16 protein-coding genes are annotated in these 17,869 nt (G+C 36.1%); all 16 read right to left on the reverse strand.

Annotated features, from left to right (window positions below):
• Window position 1: 1 nt before the first annotated feature.
• The 16 genes from miaB to yfmF all read right to left on the reverse strand — a co-directional run bounded on the left by miaB (window position 2) and on the right by yfmF (window position 17,827).
• Complete coding sequence (miaB, locus tag ACXKY9_RS18265; protein ID WP_001005388.1) at window positions 2-1,531, reverse strand: tRNA (N6-isopentenyl adenosine(37)-C2)-methylthiotransferase MiaB; 1,530 nt, start codon at window positions 1,529-1,531, stop codon at window positions 2-4.
• 430 nt (window positions 1,532-1,961) lie between these two features.
• Window positions 1,962-2,828, reverse strand: a complete 867-nt coding sequence (locus ACXKY9_RS18270) for a 2-oxoacid:ferredoxin oxidoreductase subunit beta (RefSeq protein ID WP_000190155.1) — start codon at window positions 2,826-2,828, stop codon at window positions 1,962-1,964.
• Window positions 2,815-4,572, reverse strand: coding sequence for a 2-oxoacid:acceptor oxidoreductase subunit alpha (locus ACXKY9_RS18275; protein ID WP_000625417.1), 1,758 nt, complete (start codon window positions 4,570-4,572; stop codon window positions 2,815-2,817). The genes ACXKY9_RS18270 and ACXKY9_RS18275 overlap by 14 nt, the downstream gene beginning before the upstream one ends.
• Before the next feature lie 224 nt (window positions 4,573-4,796).
• Window positions 4,797-5,720, reverse strand: coding sequence for a dipeptidase (locus ACXKY9_RS18280; RefSeq protein WP_000688044.1), 924 nt, complete (start codon window positions 5,718-5,720; stop codon window positions 4,797-4,799).
• A 58-nt stretch (window positions 5,721-5,778) separates the two neighbouring features.
• Window positions 5,779-6,039 carry a stage V sporulation protein SpoVS gene (gene spoVS / locus ACXKY9_RS18285; RefSeq protein WP_000404341.1) on the reverse strand — a complete coding sequence of 87 codons (261 nt, stop codon included), beginning with the start codon at window positions 6,037-6,039 and terminating at the stop codon, window positions 5,779-5,781.
• Between the two features lie 149 nt (window positions 6,040-6,188).
• Complete coding sequence (locus ACXKY9_RS18290) at window positions 6,189-6,983, reverse strand: TIGR00282 family metallophosphoesterase (RefSeq protein ID WP_001221096.1); 795 nt, start codon at window positions 6,981-6,983, stop codon at window positions 6,189-6,191.
• Window positions 6,984-7,145: 162 nt separating this feature from the next.
• Window positions 7,146-8,711 carry a ribonuclease Y gene (gene rny / locus ACXKY9_RS18295; protein ID WP_000099769.1) on the reverse strand — a complete coding sequence of 522 codons (1,566 nt, stop codon included), beginning with the start codon at window positions 8,709-8,711 and terminating at the stop codon, window positions 7,146-7,148.
• 481 nt (window positions 8,712-9,192) lie between these two features.
• The gene (gene recA, locus ACXKY9_RS18300; protein WP_001283860.1) at window positions 9,193-10,224 is read right to left on the reverse strand and encodes a recombinase RecA; all 1,032 of its coding nucleotides are present in this window, start codon (window positions 10,222-10,224) and stop codon (window positions 9,193-9,195) included.
• A 144-nt stretch (window positions 10,225-10,368) separates the two neighbouring features.
• On the reverse strand, window positions 10,369-11,607 hold the full coding sequence (cinA, locus tag ACXKY9_RS18305; RefSeq protein WP_000990688.1) for a competence/damage-inducible protein CinA: 1,239 nt from the start codon (window positions 11,605-11,607) through the stop codon (window positions 10,369-10,371).
• A gap of 20 nt (window positions 11,608-11,627) precedes the next feature.
• Complete coding sequence (gene pgsA / locus ACXKY9_RS18310) at window positions 11,628-12,206, reverse strand: CDP-diacylglycerol--glycerol-3-phosphate 3-phosphatidyltransferase (RefSeq protein WP_001052967.1); 579 nt, start codon at window positions 12,204-12,206, stop codon at window positions 11,628-11,630.
• Between the two features lie 64 nt (window positions 12,207-12,270).
• The gene (locus tag ACXKY9_RS18315; protein WP_000137491.1) at window positions 12,271-13,182 is read right to left on the reverse strand and encodes a helix-turn-helix domain-containing protein; all 912 of its coding nucleotides are present in this window, start codon (window positions 13,180-13,182) and stop codon (window positions 12,271-12,273) included.
• Between the two features lie 21 nt (window positions 13,183-13,203).
• Entirely contained in the window at window positions 13,204-13,989 is a 786-nt protein-coding gene (locus tag ACXKY9_RS18320; protein WP_000574107.1) for a DUF3388 domain-containing protein, read from the reverse strand.
• A gap of 138 nt (window positions 13,990-14,127) precedes the next feature.
• Window positions 14,128-14,376 (reverse strand): DUF3243 domain-containing protein, encoded by a 249-nt coding sequence (locus ACXKY9_RS18325; RefSeq protein ID WP_000114450.1) that lies wholly within the window; start codon window positions 14,374-14,376, stop codon window positions 14,128-14,130.
• A 75-nt stretch (window positions 14,377-14,451) separates the two neighbouring features.
• Window positions 14,452-15,165: an elongation factor P 5-aminopentanone reductase gene (gene ymfI / locus ACXKY9_RS18330; RefSeq protein WP_000759607.1), complete on the reverse strand. Its 714-nt coding sequence runs from the start codon at window positions 15,163-15,165 to the stop codon at window positions 14,452-14,454.
• 100 nt (window positions 15,166-15,265) lie between these two features.
• Complete coding sequence (gene yfmH, locus ACXKY9_RS18335) at window positions 15,266-16,552, reverse strand: EF-P 5-aminopentanol modification-associated protein YfmH (protein WP_000411982.1); 1,287 nt, start codon at window positions 16,550-16,552, stop codon at window positions 15,266-15,268.
• Complete coding sequence (yfmF, locus tag ACXKY9_RS18340; RefSeq protein WP_000772405.1) at window positions 16,553-17,827, reverse strand: EF-P 5-aminopentanol modification-associated protein YfmF; 1,275 nt, start codon at window positions 17,825-17,827, stop codon at window positions 16,553-16,555.
• Window positions 17,828-17,869 lie beyond the last annotated feature (42 nt).

The raw sequence follows: 17,869 nt of genomic DNA on the forward strand, positions 1-17,869 counted from the left end.
ATTATTTCACCTCAATCGGCTCTTCAACTAATTCCCCGTTAAGAGACCAAGTTTTTGCTTCCGTTATTTTCACTTTCACAAGCTGACCAATTAAAGATTTTGAAGCGACGAAGTTTACAAGTTTATTCGTACGAGTATAACCTGCAAGTACTTCCGGATTATTTTTACTTTCCCCATCAACTAACACTTCTACAATTTGACCTTTGTAACGACTATTCTTTTCAATTGCCAACGTATTTACTAGTGTATTTAAGCGCTGAAGACGTTCTTTCTTTACTTCCATCGGTACATTATCTTTCATTTTTGCAGCTGGTGTACCTTCGCGAGGAGAATAAATAAATGTAAAGGCAGTATCAAACCCTACTTCACGATATAACGACATCGTTTCTTCAAATTGCTCATCTGTTTCATTTGGAAAACCAACGATAATATCTGTTGTTAATACTACATCTGGAATTGCTTCTTTAATTTTTCTTACAAGTTCTAAATAATGCTCACGCGAATATTTACGTGCCATAATTTTCAGCATATCTGTACTTCCAGATTGAACTGGTAAATGGATATGTTCTACTAGGTTGCCACCTTTTCCAAGCACTTCAATTAAGTGATCATCGAAATCACGTGGATGGCTCGTTGTAAAACGAATACGGGCAATATCAACTTTACGAAGTTCGTCCATTAAATCGCCAAGACCGTATTCTATATCTTCAAAGTCTTTACCATATGCATTTACGTTTTGTCCAAGTAAAGTAATTTCTTTATAACCATTTGCAGCTAAATGACGAATCTCTTGGATAATATCTTCTGGACGTCTACTTCGCTCTTTTCCGCGTGTATACGGTACAATACAATACGTACAGAATTTATCACAGCCATACATAATATTTACCCACGCTTTAATATCACCACGACGTACTTTCGGAAGGTTTTCAATTACGTCACCTTCTTTTGACCATACTTCAACTACCGTCTCTTTCGAGAACATCGCATCTTTTAGAATATACGGTAATCTATGAATATTATGCGTTCCAAATACCATATCTACATGCTGATTTTTTTGCATAATTTTATTTACAACAGATTCCTCTTGAGACATACAACCACATACACCAATTAAAAGGTCTGGATTTCTTCGTTTGAGTGACTTTAAATGGCCTAGCTCACCAAACACCTTATTTTCAGCATTTTCACGAATTGCACAAGTGTTTAATAAAACTACATCTGCATCCTCAGTTGAAAAAGTTGGTTCATATCCAAGTGCTGTGAAAATACCTGCCATTACTTCCGTATCATGCTCATTCATTTGACAACCATATGTACGAATATAGAACTTTCTTCCTGTACCAAAATTGCGAAACTCTTCAGGTAAGCCAAAATCCCGTTCAATTTTAACTTCTTCTTTCCCACGCTTTTTCGCATCCTTTAAGGAAGGTGGTTGATATACACTTTCAAAGTATTTACTATAATCTTTCTCTTCTTTTTTCGTAGAGGAATTTGCTTGTTGACTTGCTAATCGTTGTTGCTCGTTCATCGGTAATCTCCTTTCACCCTTAACTATACACACTCTATAGTCCATTTTAATGCGCTTAGACTCACCTCAAAAATGGTTAGATAGCTTGAGAGATAACTTGTCCTTTGAAACTTGAGTAATCAATCTAATCATTCATAAGAATGAAGTCTTCCCCACGCAAATAGACATTCCCTTTTTATCATTTCTTGTTGTCCTACCCAAAAGCATATTGCTTTATCCCTATAAACATTACCATAGTACGACGTGTTTCGCCAATTTTAACAATAAAGAGGCCCTTTATTATCTTACATTTCATAAGCAATGAACTTGCCATTTTCATACAACGATTTATATATTATTTTATCATTCTGAATTTTCCAAGTAAATAAGACTACCCTATATTTTTGTATATAAAAAAAGGTTGCCAAATCGGCAACCTCCTCTTCTTACATTACATAAATTCAGCAACAAGCTCATCAAACATTTTCTGATCCATATTTAAATCAGATTTCACTAAAGGCTCTTCACTATAGCCTTTAACAAGTTCTTGATATGATGGTTGCTTAGTATTTTGATAAATTAACCCTGTTACTAAACCGTTATTTTCCATTAAAGTTTGCATAGCCATCATGCGATTAGATGGATCATATCCCTCTACTGTGCTTAGTTTCGTTAAGTTCTCTTTAAACCAATCGTAAGTATTTACTTTATTGTAAGTAACACATGGGCTAAATACGTTAATTAATGAAAATCCTTTATGGTTAATACCAGCCTCAATAATTTGTGTTAATTCTTTTAAATCACTCGAAAAGCTTTGCGCCACAAATGTCGCACCAGCTGTCAAGGCCATTTCCATTACATTTAGTGATGGTTCAATTGAACCTTGTGGTGTGCTTTTCGTTTTAAATCCAGCTTCACTACGTGGTGAAGTTTGCCCTTTTGTTAATCCATAAATTTGGTTATCCATTACGATGTACGTAATGTCGATATTACGACGAATAGAATGGATTGTATGACCCATACCAATCGCAAATCCATCACCGTCACCACCTGAAGCGATAACTGTTAAATCACGATTTGCCATCTTCACACCTTGTGCAATTGGAAGGGCACGACCATGAATACTATGCACACCATATGAATTAATATAACCTGAAATACGGCCTGAACAGCCGATACCAGAAATAACAGCAAGTTCATCTGGATTTAGGCCAACGTTAGCTGCCGCACGTTGAATTGCAGCTTGCACTGAGAAGTCTCCGCAACCTGGGCACCAGTTTGGCTTTACACTGTTACGAAAGTCCTTAAATGTTGCCATTTAATACAACCCCTTTTTTGCATTCGTTGTAAATCTCTTTCGGCAAGAATGGGTTTCCATCATATTTTAAAAGACTAGAAATTTTCTCACCATTACCAAGATTCATTTTCATAATGTTAGCAAGCTGACCTGTTGCATTGTTTTCTACTACTACAACACGCTTCGCCTTTTTCACAAGTGGATCGATTTCAGCTGTTGGGAACGGGTGAATTAAACGCACATGAGCATGGTTTACTTTCATACCCTCTTGTTCTAAACGCGTCATTGCCTCTTCGATCGCACCACGAGTTGAGTTAAATCCAACAAGCAATACGTCTGCTTCTTCATGCTTAACATTTTTATAAACAGGGGTATTAAACTTCAAGTTCTCCATTTTACGGAAACGTTTGTCCATTTGATCTTTACGGTTTATTGCTGATTCCGATGGTTTTCCAGTTTCATCATGTTCTACACCTGTAACATGGTGAACACCATTTTTCATACCAGGTAAAACACGAGGTGAAACGCCGTCTTCTGTTACTTCATAACGCTTGAAGTATGCTTTATTTTCACGTTCTGGTAATTCTGCTTCTAAATCAAGCTTACCACGACGAATTTCTACTTTATCTAATTTAAGTGGTTCTACTGTTTGTTTTCCTAACGAAAGCTGTAAATCTGTTAAGAAAATAACAGGAACTTGATATTCTTCAGATAAGTTAAATGCTTCTACAATGTCATAGAAAGCTTCTTCAACTGTACTTGGCGCCATTACGATTTTTGGAATTTCACCATGCGTACCGTAAATCATCGCCATTAAGTCAGACTGTTCTTGTTTCGTTGGTAATCCTGTACTTGGGCCGCCACGTTGTGTATCAACAATTACTAATGGGGTTTCTGTAATACCTGCTAAACCGATTGCTTCCATCATTAATGAAAGACCTGGACCAGCAGATGCCGTTAATGTACGAACACCAGCATAGTTTGCACCGATTGCCATTGTACAAGCTGCGATTTCATCCTCAGTTTGGATTACTGTTCCGCCGACTTTCGGTAATTTTTTAATTAAGTATTCCATAATTTCTGATGCAGGTGTGATTGGGTATGCTGACATAAAACGAGCACCACCAGCTACCGCACCAAATGCGATTGCATCGTTTCCAATCATAAACATGCGTTTTTTACCATCAGCTTTTTCAAGCTGCATCATGTTTACTTTCTCACCTAGTAATTCTTTCATATATTGAGAGCCGCGTTTAATTGCGTCCATATTCTTTTGAACGACTTGCTCTCCTTTACGACCAAAGATTTCTTCAACAACATCTAAATAAGCTGTTTCATCTAATCCTAATACTGCACTTGATGCTCCAACAGCAACCATGTTTTTCATTAATGATGTGCCTAATTCTGAAGCAATATCTGTAAACGGTATCACATATAGATTTACATCTGTATTGTCAGGTATTGTTGGATTAAATTTCGCATCCGCAACTACAATTCCACCTGGACGTAGTTCGTGGAAATTAAAATCGATTGTTTCTTGGTCAAAAGCAATTAAAATATCTAAATCATCTGAGATCGCTCGTACTTCTGTTGTACTTACACGAATTTTATTATTTGTATGGCCGCCTTTTATACGTGATGAGAAGTGGCGGTAACCGTATAGGTAATATCCTAATCGGTTTAATGCAATACAGAAGATTTCTCCTGTACTTTCAATTCCTTCACCTTGTTGGCCTCCAACTTTCCATGAAAGTTGACTAATCATCTCCTACACCCCTTTTGGCTGCATTCATTGTAGTGTATTTTTTTACAGTAATAGTTTAGCATTTTTTATGCAAATAAACTACAACGGACGCAAATTATGCCTCTTCTGATTTCCCTGAATCTTTAGTATAAAGCTATTTTGTTTTTCATTCTAGTATTAGGTCTTAAAAAAAGCAATAAAATCAAATGAATTAATTTTAATTTTTCTGAATTTTAAATCAGAATTTAAAAACTCATATGTTCTACAAAATTATCATATAAAAATCGTTCTACAGTAGATGCAGCATAGTGTTTACAAAGCTCATTCATTACATTTTCATAATCTCGATACGCTGATACATTTACAACTGTATCTACAATCCCATCAAAATCTGAACCAAACCCTATATTGTTTTCTCCACCTAGCAAGCAAATATATTCGATATGTTTTATTATATCTGCTACATTCGCTTGTTTTTCATTTGTTAGAAACTGCGGTACAAAAGTGACACCAATCATGCCATTTCGCTTTATAAGAGCTTTAAGTTGTTCATCGTTTAAATTACGTGGGTGCTCGCAAAGTTTCATACAATTTGAGTGGGAAGCAATAGGATTTTTTGCAATCTCTATAACATCCCAAAAACTTCTTTCATTCAAATGAGACACATCAGTCCATACATGTAACGTATTCAGTTCTTGTACAACATGTTTACCAAAAGTCGTTAAACCCGCCCCACGTGTCTCTAGCGCACCATCAGCTAAGAGATTGGCATAATTCCATGTTAGTCCAAAAGAACGTACTCCTAGGCGATACAACAACCGTAATTTCATTGCATCTTTTCCAATTGTTTCGCATCCTTCTATTGTTAATATCGCTCCAATCTCGTCCTGTTTTAATATGTTAATATCATCTTTTGTCTGAATAAACTTCACACCTTGTAGGGATAAAATTTCATTATAAAAAATATCTACCATTTGTAATGCTACTTCAAATCGGTTTTCATATGCCACTGTTTCTGGTACATATATAGCAAAACATTGTATACTTCCTTTTCTTCTCTTTAACTGTTCAAATGTAATATGTAATTGTGAATCATCTTTAAAATTCCTTTTCCCTTGTGCACTCCATAACTGAAGAAGCACGTCACAATGAGCATCAAAAATTTTCATTTTCATTCCTCCATTATAAAAACAACCTGTTTGCATACTGCAAACAGGTTGTTTAAACTTAACGAGGTTCTACAATTAATTTTATTGCTGTACGCTCTTCGCCATCAATCATAATATCTGTAAACGCTGGGATACAAATCAGGTCCAAACCACTAGGCGCTACAAATCCTCTTGCGATTGCTACTGCCTTTACAGCTTGGTTCAATGCACCAGCACCAATAGCTTGAATTTCTGCTGTTCCGCGTTCGCGAATAACACCTGCAAGTGCACCAGCTACAGAATTAGGGACCGACGTTGCTTTAACTTTTAATATTTCCATTCCGCGTTTCCTCCTCGTTTCTTTAAAAAGTATTAGCAATTATTTCACTTTAACTTATATTCACGAGGAATGGCGCGTATTCCTGCTAAATTTTCGTAATTTTTCTAAAAAATTAAAATATAATAACTTATCTAAAATTTGACGGAAATTTACTCAAAAAATGGTTGATCGTCATTAATTAAAATACGTTCAATTCTCTTTGCTTTTCCTGTATTTGGATCCACATCAATTAACACTGCACTTAATTGCGTTCTGCCATTTGTTACTTCAAATCGTACTGGTAAGTTTGTTAAAAACTTCTTCAATACTGCTTCTCTGTCCATACCTAATATTCCGTCATACGGCCCTGTCATCCCAACATCTGTAATGTATGCCGTTCCGCTTGGTAAAATACGGTTATCCGCTGTAGGGACATGCGTATGCGTACCTACTACTGCTGTAGCACGTCCATCTACATACCAACCTAGCGCTTGTTTTTCACTTGTAGTCTCCGCATGGAAATCAACAAATATAATATTCGTACGTTTTTTCGCAATATTAATTAATTCATCCACTTTACGGAATGGACAATCAATTGGAGGAAGGAAAGTACGTCCTTGTAAATTAATAACTGCAACTTCTGTTCCATTACAGTTCACAAAGATAAGTCCTTTTCCTGGAGTTCCTTCTGGGAAGTTAGCTGGTCTTGCAAGATATTTTGCATCATCGATGAATTCAAATACTTCACGATTATCCCAAGCGTGGTTTCCAAGTGTAACTGCCTGCGCCCCACACTCTAAAAAGTTTCGATATATTTTTTCTGTAATCCCACGGCCACCTGCTGCATTTTCTCCATTAATGATTGTTACTGTAGGTGTATATTTTTTCTTTAATGCCGGTACGTATTGTTGAATCATACCTCTACCAGGAGATCCTACTACATCCCCAACAAATAATATTCTCATATGTCTTACCCTTTCTATGTACTGCATTTTTTATTGCTATAGCATCAAGTAAATTCCTTATAATATCTTTATTATAAGTTTGCTTCACTTTTATGCTATATAACTAACTGTCTTTATTTTATCCAATTCCAACACAAAAAAATAAAGTGGTGTTTCACCACTTTATTTTGCGTATTCCACTGCACGTGTTTCACGAATAACAGTTACTTTAATATGTCCTGGGTAATCCAGTTCATTTTCAATACGTTTTCGGATATCACGAGCTAAACGATGAGCTTCTAAGTCATCGATTGTATCTGGTTTTACCAAAATACGAACTTCACGTCCTGCTTGAATTGCAAATGATTTTTCAACGCCTTCATAAGACTCTGAAATCTCTTCTAACTTTTCAAGACGACGAATATAGTTTTCAAGTGTTTCACTACGAGCTCCCGGTCTTGCAGCTGATAAAGCATCTGCTGCTGCAACTAAAACTGCAATGATAGAAGTTGGTTCTGTGTCACCATGGTGAGATGCGATACTGTTTATAACTACAGGATGCTCTTTATATTTCGTTGCAAGTTCAACACCAATTTCAACGTGGCTTCCTTCTACTTCATGGTCAATCGCTTTTCCGATATCATGTAATAGACCTGCACGTCTTGCTAGTTTTTCATCCTCGCCAAGCTCTGCCGCCATAAGTCCAGTTAAATATGCAACTTCCATAGAGTGTTTTAAGACGTTTTGACCATAACTTGTACGGTATTTTAAACGACCTAAAATTTTAATTAAATCTGGATGTAATCCATGAACACCCACTTCAAACGTTGTTTGCTCTCCTACTTCGCGAATATACTCGTCCACTTCACGTCTTGATTTTTCGACCATCTCTTCAATACGCGCTGGGTGAATACGTCCGTCCTGTACTAGTTTATCAAGAGCGATACGAGCTGTTTCACGACGAATTGGGTCGAATCCAGAAAGGATTACCGCCTCTGGTGTATCATCGATAATTAAGTCAATACCCGTTAACGTTTCTAACGTACGAATATTACGACCTTCACGCCCGATAATACGTCCCTTCATTTCGTCATTTGGAAGATTTACAACCGAAACGGTTGTTTCAGCAACATGATCAGCTGCACATCTTTGCATTGCAAGAGATAAAATCTCTTTTGCTTTCTTATCCGCTTCTTCTTTCGCGCGAACTTCACTTTCTTTTACCATAACAGCGATTTCATGAGAAACTTCATTTTCTACTTTACCAAGAATAATTGCTTTCGCTTGTTCGCGTGTCAGATTGGAAATGCGCTCTAATTCCGTTTGTTGCTTTTGAACTAACTCTCCCACTTTGCTTTCCAACTCTTCAATCTGTTGTTGTCTCGCTACAAGAGAATCCTCTTTCTTCTCTAACTGCTGCTCGCGTTTATCGAGCGTTTCGTCTTTACGATCAAGGTTCTCTTCTTTTTGCATTAAACGATTTTCTTGTTTTTGTAATTCGCTTCTACGGTCACGAATTTCTAATTCAGCTTCTGTACGAAGTGTATGAATTTCATCCTTTGCTTCTAAAAGCGCTTCTTTCTTAAGTGCTTCAGCCTCACGATTCGCTTCGTCTAGAATACGTTTCGCTTCATTAGCCGCACCATTAATCTTCGCTTCAGCAATAGACTTTCGAACAAAAAAGCCAACAACTGCACCGACTGTTGTTGCAAGCAAAATGGAGATGAGTATCCAAACTGTACTACTCATGATTTCACCTCCCCTTGCTATGAATGAAAAAAGACTGTCGGCATGTACATTGAATTACAACATACAGCAAAGACCGTCGTCCCGCTTTTTTTAAGGGACTTTCTTCATTTCACAATTAAAATGTCATATTATTATTTCGGTAAGATTTAAACCTTACTCCGAATATTACTTCTCTTCTTGAGAAGAGTATATCGTATATAAGAAAAAATATACATTCTCATTGTATCTATCGTAATTTTCATTGTCAAGCGTTGTCTACTTTTACTTTCTTTACCTTCAGCCTTGAATGTGACCTAAATTTAAAAAGTAAGGAGCCTATTATACTGGAAAACCTTAGTAATTCCCATTTCTTTACTTAAAATATTTAAATATCCTTCTTTACACAACCCATTTGAAGTCAAAAAATATTTTTATCTATAGTATTACGCTCCTTAATAGTAGATAAAAAAATAAAAGACACGAGACCGTGTCTTTTATTTTTTTAATCAAGAAGAGTTGAATCTTCTGCGCCCTCAGCACCAGAATCTTCACTAATTCCGTGATGCTCACGAATAAAGAAGGCAATTTCTTCTCTTAAATCTGTATTTTCTTTTAAGAACTGCTTCGAATTTTCACGACCTTGTCCTAGGCGTTCTTCATTATAAGAATACCAGGCACCGCTCTTTTGAACAATATCAAGCTCAGAAGCCATATCCAAGATTTCACCTTCTCTTGAAATACCTTCTCCGTACATAATATCAACTTCCGCAACACGGAATGGTGGTGCTACTTTATTTTTCACTACTTTTACTTTTGTTTTATTACCAACAATGTCGTTACCTTGCTTTAATTGCTCCGCACGACGCACTTCAAGACGAACAGTTGAATAGAATTTCAACGCACGACCACCTGGAGTTGTTTCTGGGTTTCCGAACATAACCCCAACTTTTTCACGAATTTGGTTAATAAAGATTGCAATTGTTTTTGATTTGTTGATTGCTCCTGAAAGCTTACGAAGTGCTTGTGACATTAAACGTGCTTGTAAACCTACGTGTGAGTCACCCATATCGCCTTCAATCTCTGCTTTCGGTACAAGAGCTGCTACAGAGTCAATTACGATAATGTCAACCGCACCACTTCGTACAAGTGCTTCCGCGATTTCCAATCCTTGCTCCCCTGTATCAGGCTGTGATAATAGTAATTCATCTATGTTAACGCCTAATTTTTGTGCATATACAGGATCCATTGCGTGCTCCGCATCAATGAATGCTGCTTGTCCACCTTGACGTTGTACTTCTGCAATTGCATGTAATGAAACTGTCGTTTTACCTGAACTTTCAGGTCCGTAAATTTCGATAATACGGCCACGTGGATATCCGCCTACTCCTAGTGCCACATCAAGTGCTAAAGAACCACTAGAAACCGTAGAAACTCTACGCTCCGCTTGTTCTCCTAATTTCATAATTGAACCTTTACCGAATTGCTTCTCTATTTGTTTTAACGCCATATCTAACGCTGCTTGACGATCACTCATTCAAAATTCCTCCTTAACTGAATTGCTAATCTTATTATACCTATTTTCAATTCAATTTGCCAACAAAAATCGAACATTTATTCGATTTTTTTATTTTCTATCAAATAATATCTAAATTTAACCGTAAAAAAAACTAGAAGAAACTTATATCTCTTCTAGCTTTTTATATAAATGATAAAATCCATATTTTGCTGTTCGTTCTCTAATTTGTTGACGACTTCCGCTTAAATTAAGAGGAAAGACTACAGTTGGTTCATCCTTAATCGAAAGCCCAACAAATACTGTTCCTGGTTCTTTCTGTTCTGAAGCATCTGGCCCTGCTACCCCAGTGAAACTAATTCCGATATCCGCTTTTAATACATCCTTAACATTTTCAGCAAGATAACGAGCACATTCTTTACTAACTGCACCATCAGTATGCAACACTTCTTCAGGCACACGTAAAACATGTTGCTTCACATCATTATGATAACAAATGACACCGCCTTTAAATACAGAAGAAACACCAGCGTTTTCAGTTACTTGATTTCCAAAAAGACCACCTGTTAAACTTTCTGCACACGCTAAAGTTAACCCTTTTCTCTTCAATAACTCGATTGCCTTATAATGCAAAAATTCTTGGTCATATCCGTAGAAAAATTCTCCTACTCTTTCTAAAATCAAATCTTCCACATGTTGAATTAATTTCTCCGCTTCGCTAACATTTTGATGCTTAGCGGTTAAACGTAATGTCACTTCTCCATCATTTGCTAACGGGGCGATTGTTGGGTTTGTTTGTCCATCAATTAAATCTTGCACTTTCACCTCTAATTGGGACTCCCCAATACCGAAGAAACGAAGCACACGAGAATAAATGTTTTCTCCTGTTGTAAAATTACGTAAAAAAGGCTCTACGTAACTTACATACATTGGTTTCATTTCTTTTGGCGGCCCTGGTAATAAAATATAAACTTTTCCGTTCTTATTTACCCCCATACCAGGCGCCATACCGTGGTCATTTGCAAATACTGTTGCTCCATTTAAAACGAGCGCTTGCTTTTTATTATTCTCCGTAAATTCACGGCCTGTACGCTTAAAGTAATTACTTATTAAGGCTAATGCCTTTTCATCATACACAAGCTCTTCATCTAAACTAGCAGCTATCGTTTCTTTCGTTAAATCATCTTTTGTTGGTCCTAATCCACCTGTAAAAATAAGTATATCAGCACGTTCTTCCGCAGCTTCAATCGCCTTTTGCAATCGCTTATTATTATCACCAACAACAGTATGATAGTACACGTTAATTCCGATTGAAGCTAACTTTTCAGATAAAAACTGGGCATTTGTATTTGCAATTTGTCCAAGTAATAATTCAGTTCCAACCGCAATAATCTCAGCATTCATCCCAATTCCCCCATAAACTTCTATTTTGAGTTTACAAAAGCAGCTCTATTTTTCCAGAAATAATCCCATCCTGAAATAACAGTAAAGATTAATGCAATCCATATGAAGATATCTGCAACTGGAATATGGATTAAATTTAAAGGTACATCGTGTAATAAATATGCTGCAATTGCAATAATTTGTGTCCACGTCTTAATTTTTCCTAGCTGGTTTGCTGCAACTACTTCCCCTGTTCCAGCAAGTACAAGACGTAAACCTGTTACCGCAAACTCACGACTGATAATTACAATAACAATCCAAGCCGGTACATATTGCATCTCTACCAATGTAATAAGTGCTGCCGAAACAAGCAATTTATCAGCTAACGGGTCAAGAAACTTCCCTAAATTCGTTACAAGATTATACTTTCTTGCGTAATGTCCATCAATCCAATCTGTAGCTGAAGCAATGATAAAGATAAGTGCCCCCACTAAATGTTGAATTGGCAAATCAACATCACCAATTTTGTATGAACCCCAATCAAAGGGCGCTAACATAATTACCATAAAAATTGGAATTAAGAAGATTCTAGATATTGTAATTTTATTTGGTAAATTCACAGCTATTCCTCCATCATATCAAAAACATTTGTTCATCGAAAAAAAGTCATCGAAGCGATGACTGTTATTGTGCTGGTTGCTCTATCCCTTGGTTTTTAATCACCAATCTTTGGTGATATTCTTTTTGTGGATCTAACGGGAAAGCAAGCACTTGGCCATTCAGTTTAATTTCAACATTCGGTGCACTTCCAATATTAAGTCGTACTTCTTTTAATGTTGATACATCGCGTTTCTCTGTTTGACCGCTTTGTACTGTAGTGTTTAGAATTTCGTTACCCGCATCATCCTTAACATCTACATAACTTGTACCCTTAGCTGAAATTTCCAGTTCTAATGTTTTATTATTATGAATTTCCAAAGTAGATACCTTTCCAGTTGTTCCAACTACTTTCACTTCTTGCTGTCCAGTTGGTTGTGCTGGTTGCTCCTCTTTCTTTGGTTCTTCTTTCTTTGGTTCCTCTTTTTTTGGCTCTTCCGCTTTCACTTCATCTTTCTTCGTATCTAACGGAGAATCTTTCGCTTTTTGAACTTCAATTTTCTCACTTTGAGCGCTTGGAACTTTTTCATCATCTTTTCCAGTTAACGCTTGAAACACAAACCAGATTACCACTCCAACTGCGATGACTAACAGCGCAACTAAGATTTTCGGCATGTGATCTGCAATTGGCCATGATGAAGATTTTTGCATTGTTTCTTGTGTTTTTTGTCCCGTTGATACTTGTGGAACTTCACGCTTTTCAGATTGTGGTATCGTACTCTGATGTTCTACAAGCAGTTCCTCTCCATTTAATCCAACCGCATCTGCGTATTGTTTAATGAATGCACGCGCATAAAAAGCTCCTGGCAATACATCATAATTGCCTTCTTCAATTGCCACTAAATGGCGTTTTTGAATTTTTGTAATCTCATGCAGCTGATCAATAGACAAGCCTTTCGCTTCTCTTGTTTCTTTCAGCTTTTGTCCCAATTCCGTCACTACTAACACCTCAATATTTCTTTAAAAGTCAAACATAGAGAAATTATTTTGCGTACCTTGCTCAATTTCATCTACTAAATTATATTGTATTTCTTCATCATAATCGTTACGCAACTCGATAATATAATCAAAATCATCCAATGTGTATTCTGACTGACTCACAAATACATCAGGATGTTCCACAACTTTCGTTGCAGGCAATCTCATAATTTCACGAACGAGCTGCCAATGTCTTTCGTTAGCACGCTTCGTTGACACAATTCCATCTAGGATGAAAATATTGTCATCGCTATACTCATCTTCAATTAATTGACTGCGAACAGTTTGCTTAATAAGAGTAGATGATACAAATAACCACCTTTTATTTGCACAAACACTTGCAGCAACAATGGATTCTGTTTTTCCGACACGAGGCATTCCGCGTATCCCAATTAGTTTATGGCCTTCTTTTTTCATGATTTCTGCCATAAAGTCTACAAGTAAGCCTAATTCATCACGCACAAATCGAAATGTTTTCTTATCATCTGCATCTCGTTGTATGTACCTACCATGCCTAACCGCTAGCTTATCTCTTAGCTTGGGCGGACGATATTTCGTTACCGTTATGTTATCCATCGTATTTAAAATTGATTCAAGTCTAGAGATTTGCTCTTGATTATCACACATAAGAAGTAACCCACGTCGTGCATTATCTACACCATTAATTGTGACAATATTAATGCCGAGCATACCGATTAACGAAGAAACGTCACCAAGCAAGCCAGGTCGGTTTTTATGTATTTCATATTCAAAATACCATTCAATCATCCAAGATCACTCCCCTTGCTTACTTTACACCTACGTACTATATTATATGATTTCACCCTAATAGGGAAGCTAAATGTATAATCTATCCTGTGTAATTATTATACAAAAAAAGTAGAGAGGAGAATCTCCTCTCTACTTTTACTTATGTTGTACGAACTTAACCATTAAATTTGCAATTGTATGTTGCTCCTGTTCATCAGCAACTTTCCAAAGCTCAGCTAATAATTTCTCTTGGTCATTGCGTCCTTCTACTTCATTAGCAAGATAGTCGCCAACTCGAAATGCCATATCTGATACCGCACCGCCATCTAAACCTTTGTCTTGCGCTTGCTCTAAACGTTCTCCTAAAAAGCTCTTCCACTGATCAAAATTATCTAATACTGACATAATTAAGCACCTCACTATTGAGTAATAAAATCATCCTTAATTTGTGCAACTATTCATTTTTTATGTAAGAATTTTTTAGCAGTGCCAACCGCCATTCACTCCGATAATTTGTCCAGTTATGTAAGACGCTCCTGGTGATACGAGAAATGAAACTGTTTTCGCTACTTCTTCTGGTAATCCTATTCTACCTAATGGTATATCTTCAGCAATTCCCATTTTATCTTCTTCAGAAAAAACACTTAACATTTCCGTTTCAATTGCTCCTGGTGCTACTGCATTCACACGTAATCCACTTAAAGAAACTTCTTTCGCTAAAGCTTTCACATATGAATTTTGCGCCCCTTTTACCATTGAATAAAGTACTTCACAAGAAGCCCCTATTTGTCCCCATATAGATGAAACAATTACAATATTACCACTTCTTCTCCCGATCATAGGCGGAAGTGCCATAGAAAGTAATTTATATACGTTCTTCACTTGAAGTTCTACCATATAATCCAATTCATCGTTTGTTACATCTGTTACTAGTCCAAAAATACTCTTCCCAGCTGCGTATACAATAACATCAATAGGATGTTCAATTTGTCCCCACAATCGTTCTGCTCCATCACTAGAAGCTAAATTAGCTTGAACAGGGATAACTTCTCCCCATGCCTTCTGCAATTCCAATACCTTTTCTTCACTGTTATTGTAATGAACATAAACTGTATATCCATCTTGAATTAATTGTTTCGAAATAGCAGAGCCAATCCCTCCGCTCCCTCCAGTTACTAACGCATACTTTTTCATAAATTCCCTCTCTTATCTCTACAAGTTCAATTTTCACACAACTAAATAATACCCTCATCTTACAATTTTTCAATGATAAGATGAGGGTATCTTTAAAATTTTATTTTTTCGGTAACACCTGACAAACACTCATTTTTTCTTCTGATAACAATAATCCCGCTACTTCTTGTAAGTCTTGAACGGTTAGTCCTTCTAATACAGTCAATGCATCAAATAGGCTAGATTCATTAAACGCGTATCGTGTAAATTGATTTGCAATATATTCTGGTGAATTTAACGAGCGTAAAAAACCACCAATTTTCTTTTTCTTCACTCGTTCTAATGCCGCCGCATCTAATTGATCATAATCTGTTTTTAATAAAATATCTTTTAAACGATCTGCCAATGCATCAGGTTGTTTCGTATCACCACCAACCATTGCAAAACCGAAGTTATTTTCTTCTGTATAGTCATACGAGAATGAATCATCAATAAGTCCTTCATTATATAAAGCTTCGTAATGAACAGAACTTTTTCCAAATAAATAATCTAAAAGTAACGTAAGCGCAATTTCTTGTTTTAAAAGCGCTTGCCCCTTTTCTTTTAAATTAGTCGCTTTAATACCAACTAAACATTTCGGTGTTTGCACAGGCATTGAAATAATTTTTTTCTTTTCATTTACCTCATTTGGTTCTTCTTCAAATGAACGCACAATTTCTGGCTGGTTTTTATAATCTTTTTTCGCTTGATTTTCACGTACTAAATCCATTGTTTTCTCTGGATCAATTGCACCCACAACAAATAATAACATATTGCTCGGATGATAAAATGTTTCATAACATTCATATAATAAATCTTTCGTAATTTTACTAATAGATTCGATTGTCCCCGCAATATCAATTTTAATTGGGTGTTTTACAAATAAGCTATCAATTAACCCAAAGTACAAACGCCAATCTGGGTTATCTTGATACATTTGAATTTCTTGCCCAATAATCCCCTTCTCTTTTTCAACCGTTTTTTCAGAGAAATAGGGCTCTTGTACGAAGTTTAGCAATGTATTTAAATTTTGTTCTACGTTTGAAGTACCTGAAAAAAGGTAAGCTGTTCGTGTGAAGGATGTAAAAGCATTTGCCGATGCTCCTTGTTTACTAAACAATTGGAAAGCATCATGATCTTCTTTTTCAAATAATTTATGCTCAAGAAAATGTGCAATCCCATCTGGCACACGAATCATTTCTTCTTTCCCTAATGGTACAAATGTATTATCTACAGAACCATATTTCGTCGTAAACGTTGCAAATGTTTTATTAAATCCTTGTTTCGGTAAAACATATACATCTAATCCATTAGGAAGTTTTTCATAATAGAGTGTTTCTTTTAATTGCTCATAAACAATTTTCTCCACTTACTCTCCCTCCGTTCCTTGTAAAAAGTAAATTGTATCTAGTTCAATATTTTTAGCAACTTTTACAATTTCTTCTTTTGTCACACTTTCTATACCTGTAAGCCATTCTTCAACTGGACGTGTACGATCTGAAATAATACCATGATATAGCATTTCTACAAAGCCACGTGGTGTATCAATTGCCTCTAATATTTGATTTTGGATGACACTTTTTGTTTGATGTATTTCTTCTTCAGAAAACTCTCCGTTTTGCATCGCAAGCATTTGTTCTTTAATAATCTCAACTGCTTTTTCATAATTTTTCGCTTCAATTCCTGACATAACAAATAATAAACCTTTATGACTTTCAAAGCGCGATGCTGCATAGTACGCTAAACTATTTTTTTCACGCACATTTACGAATAACTTCGAATGAGAAAAGCCACCAAACAATCCATTGAACAATTGCAATGCAAAATAATCTTCATCTTTATATGTGACAAATGTACGATAACCGATGTGTAATTTACTTTGTTTTAATTCTTGTTTTTCAACAACTTCTTTTTCTTCATTATTTCGTCTATGAAGGAGTACATTTCTTTCTCTCACTGGACGAGCTGAAATAGAAAAATACTTACTTACAAGATCAACGGCGTTTTCTGAAATATCACCAATAATATATAGATCCATTTCATCTTCCGCTAACACCTTTTGATAATATTGATACAGACTTTCATTTGTAATAGACATAACACTCTCTTTTTTTCCATTTGCACTTAAACGATACGGTTCTACTTTGCACATTTCTTCAATTAAACGCTCGTTTGCATAACGCATTTTATCGTCATAAGTGGCTTCAATTCTCTGTAACAGTGCTCTTTTTTCACTTTCTACGATAGAAGATAGGAAACCGTTGCCCTCCGTTGCTGGATGTAACACAATATCTGACAACATAGAAAGCGCTTTTTCAAATAACGGTGGTGCATCATGTAAGTAAACTTCATTTGCAATGTCTACATAAATGGAGATAATATGGTCTTCCCCTTTTTTACTTACATCTACCGCTAAAGAAGATCCGTATAATTCTTCTAAATATTGACGAAGACGAATTACAGAAGGTAATTTTTCTGTCGCACTTTGCAATACGTATGGCAATAAGGCACGCTCTGTCACCGTCTCCTCATTTAAAGGCGCTTTAAAACGAAATACAAAGGTATTCGTTTTATATTTATCAGTCGGAATAATATGTACGCGCAAACCATCTAACTCATGTAGTTGTTGTTCCATTAGTTTCATTTATAGCCCTCCTTTACGTATATAGGAATATTCCTCTTCAAT

The organism is Bacillus sp. 2175, from assembly GCF_057812155.1.

Coding starts and splice junctions, on each gene's coding strand:
- miaB (WP_001005388.1), bottom strand. CDS start 1,531: ATGAACGAGCAACAACGATTAGCAAGTCAACAAGCAAATTCCTCTACG.
- ACXKY9_RS18270 (WP_000190155.1), bottom strand. CDS start 2,828: ATGGCAACATTTAAGGACTTTCGTAACAGTGTAAAGCCAAACTGGTGC.
- ACXKY9_RS18275 (WP_000625417.1), bottom strand. CDS start 4,572: ATGATTAGTCAACTTTCATGGAAAGTTGGAGGCCAACAAGGTGAAGGA.
- ACXKY9_RS18280 (WP_000688044.1), bottom strand. CDS start 5,720: ATGAAAATTTTTGATGCTCATTGTGACGTGCTTCTTCAGTTATGGAGT.
- spoVS (WP_000404341.1), bottom strand. CDS start 6,039: ATGGAAATATTAAAAGTTAAAGCAACGTCGGTCCCTAATTCTGTAGCT.
- ACXKY9_RS18290 (WP_001221096.1), bottom strand. CDS start 6,983: ATGAGAATATTATTTGTTGGGGATGTAGTAGGATCTCCTGGTAGAGGT.
- rny (WP_000099769.1), bottom strand. CDS start 8,711: ATGAGTAGTACAGTTTGGATACTCATCTCCATTTTGCTTGCAACAACA.
- recA (WP_001283860.1), bottom strand. CDS start 10,224: ATGAGTGATCGTCAAGCAGCGTTAGATATGGCGTTAAAACAAATAGAG.
- cinA (WP_000990688.1), bottom strand. CDS start 11,607: ATGAATGCTGAGATTATTGCGGTTGGAACTGAATTATTACTTGGACAA.
- ACXKY9_RS18320 (WP_000574107.1), bottom strand. CDS start 13,989: ATGATTGAATGGTATTTTGAATATGAAATACATAAAAACCGACCTGGC.
- ACXKY9_RS18325 (WP_000114450.1), bottom strand. CDS start 14,376: ATGTCAGTATTAGATAATTTTGATCAGTGGAAGAGCTTTTTAGGAGAA.
- ymfI (WP_000759607.1), bottom strand. CDS start 15,165: ATGAAAAAGTATGCGTTAGTAACTGGAGGGAGCGGAGGGATTGGCTCT.
- yfmF (WP_000772405.1), bottom strand. CDS start 17,827: ATGAAACTAATGGAACAACAACTACATGAGTTAGATGGTTTGCGCGTA.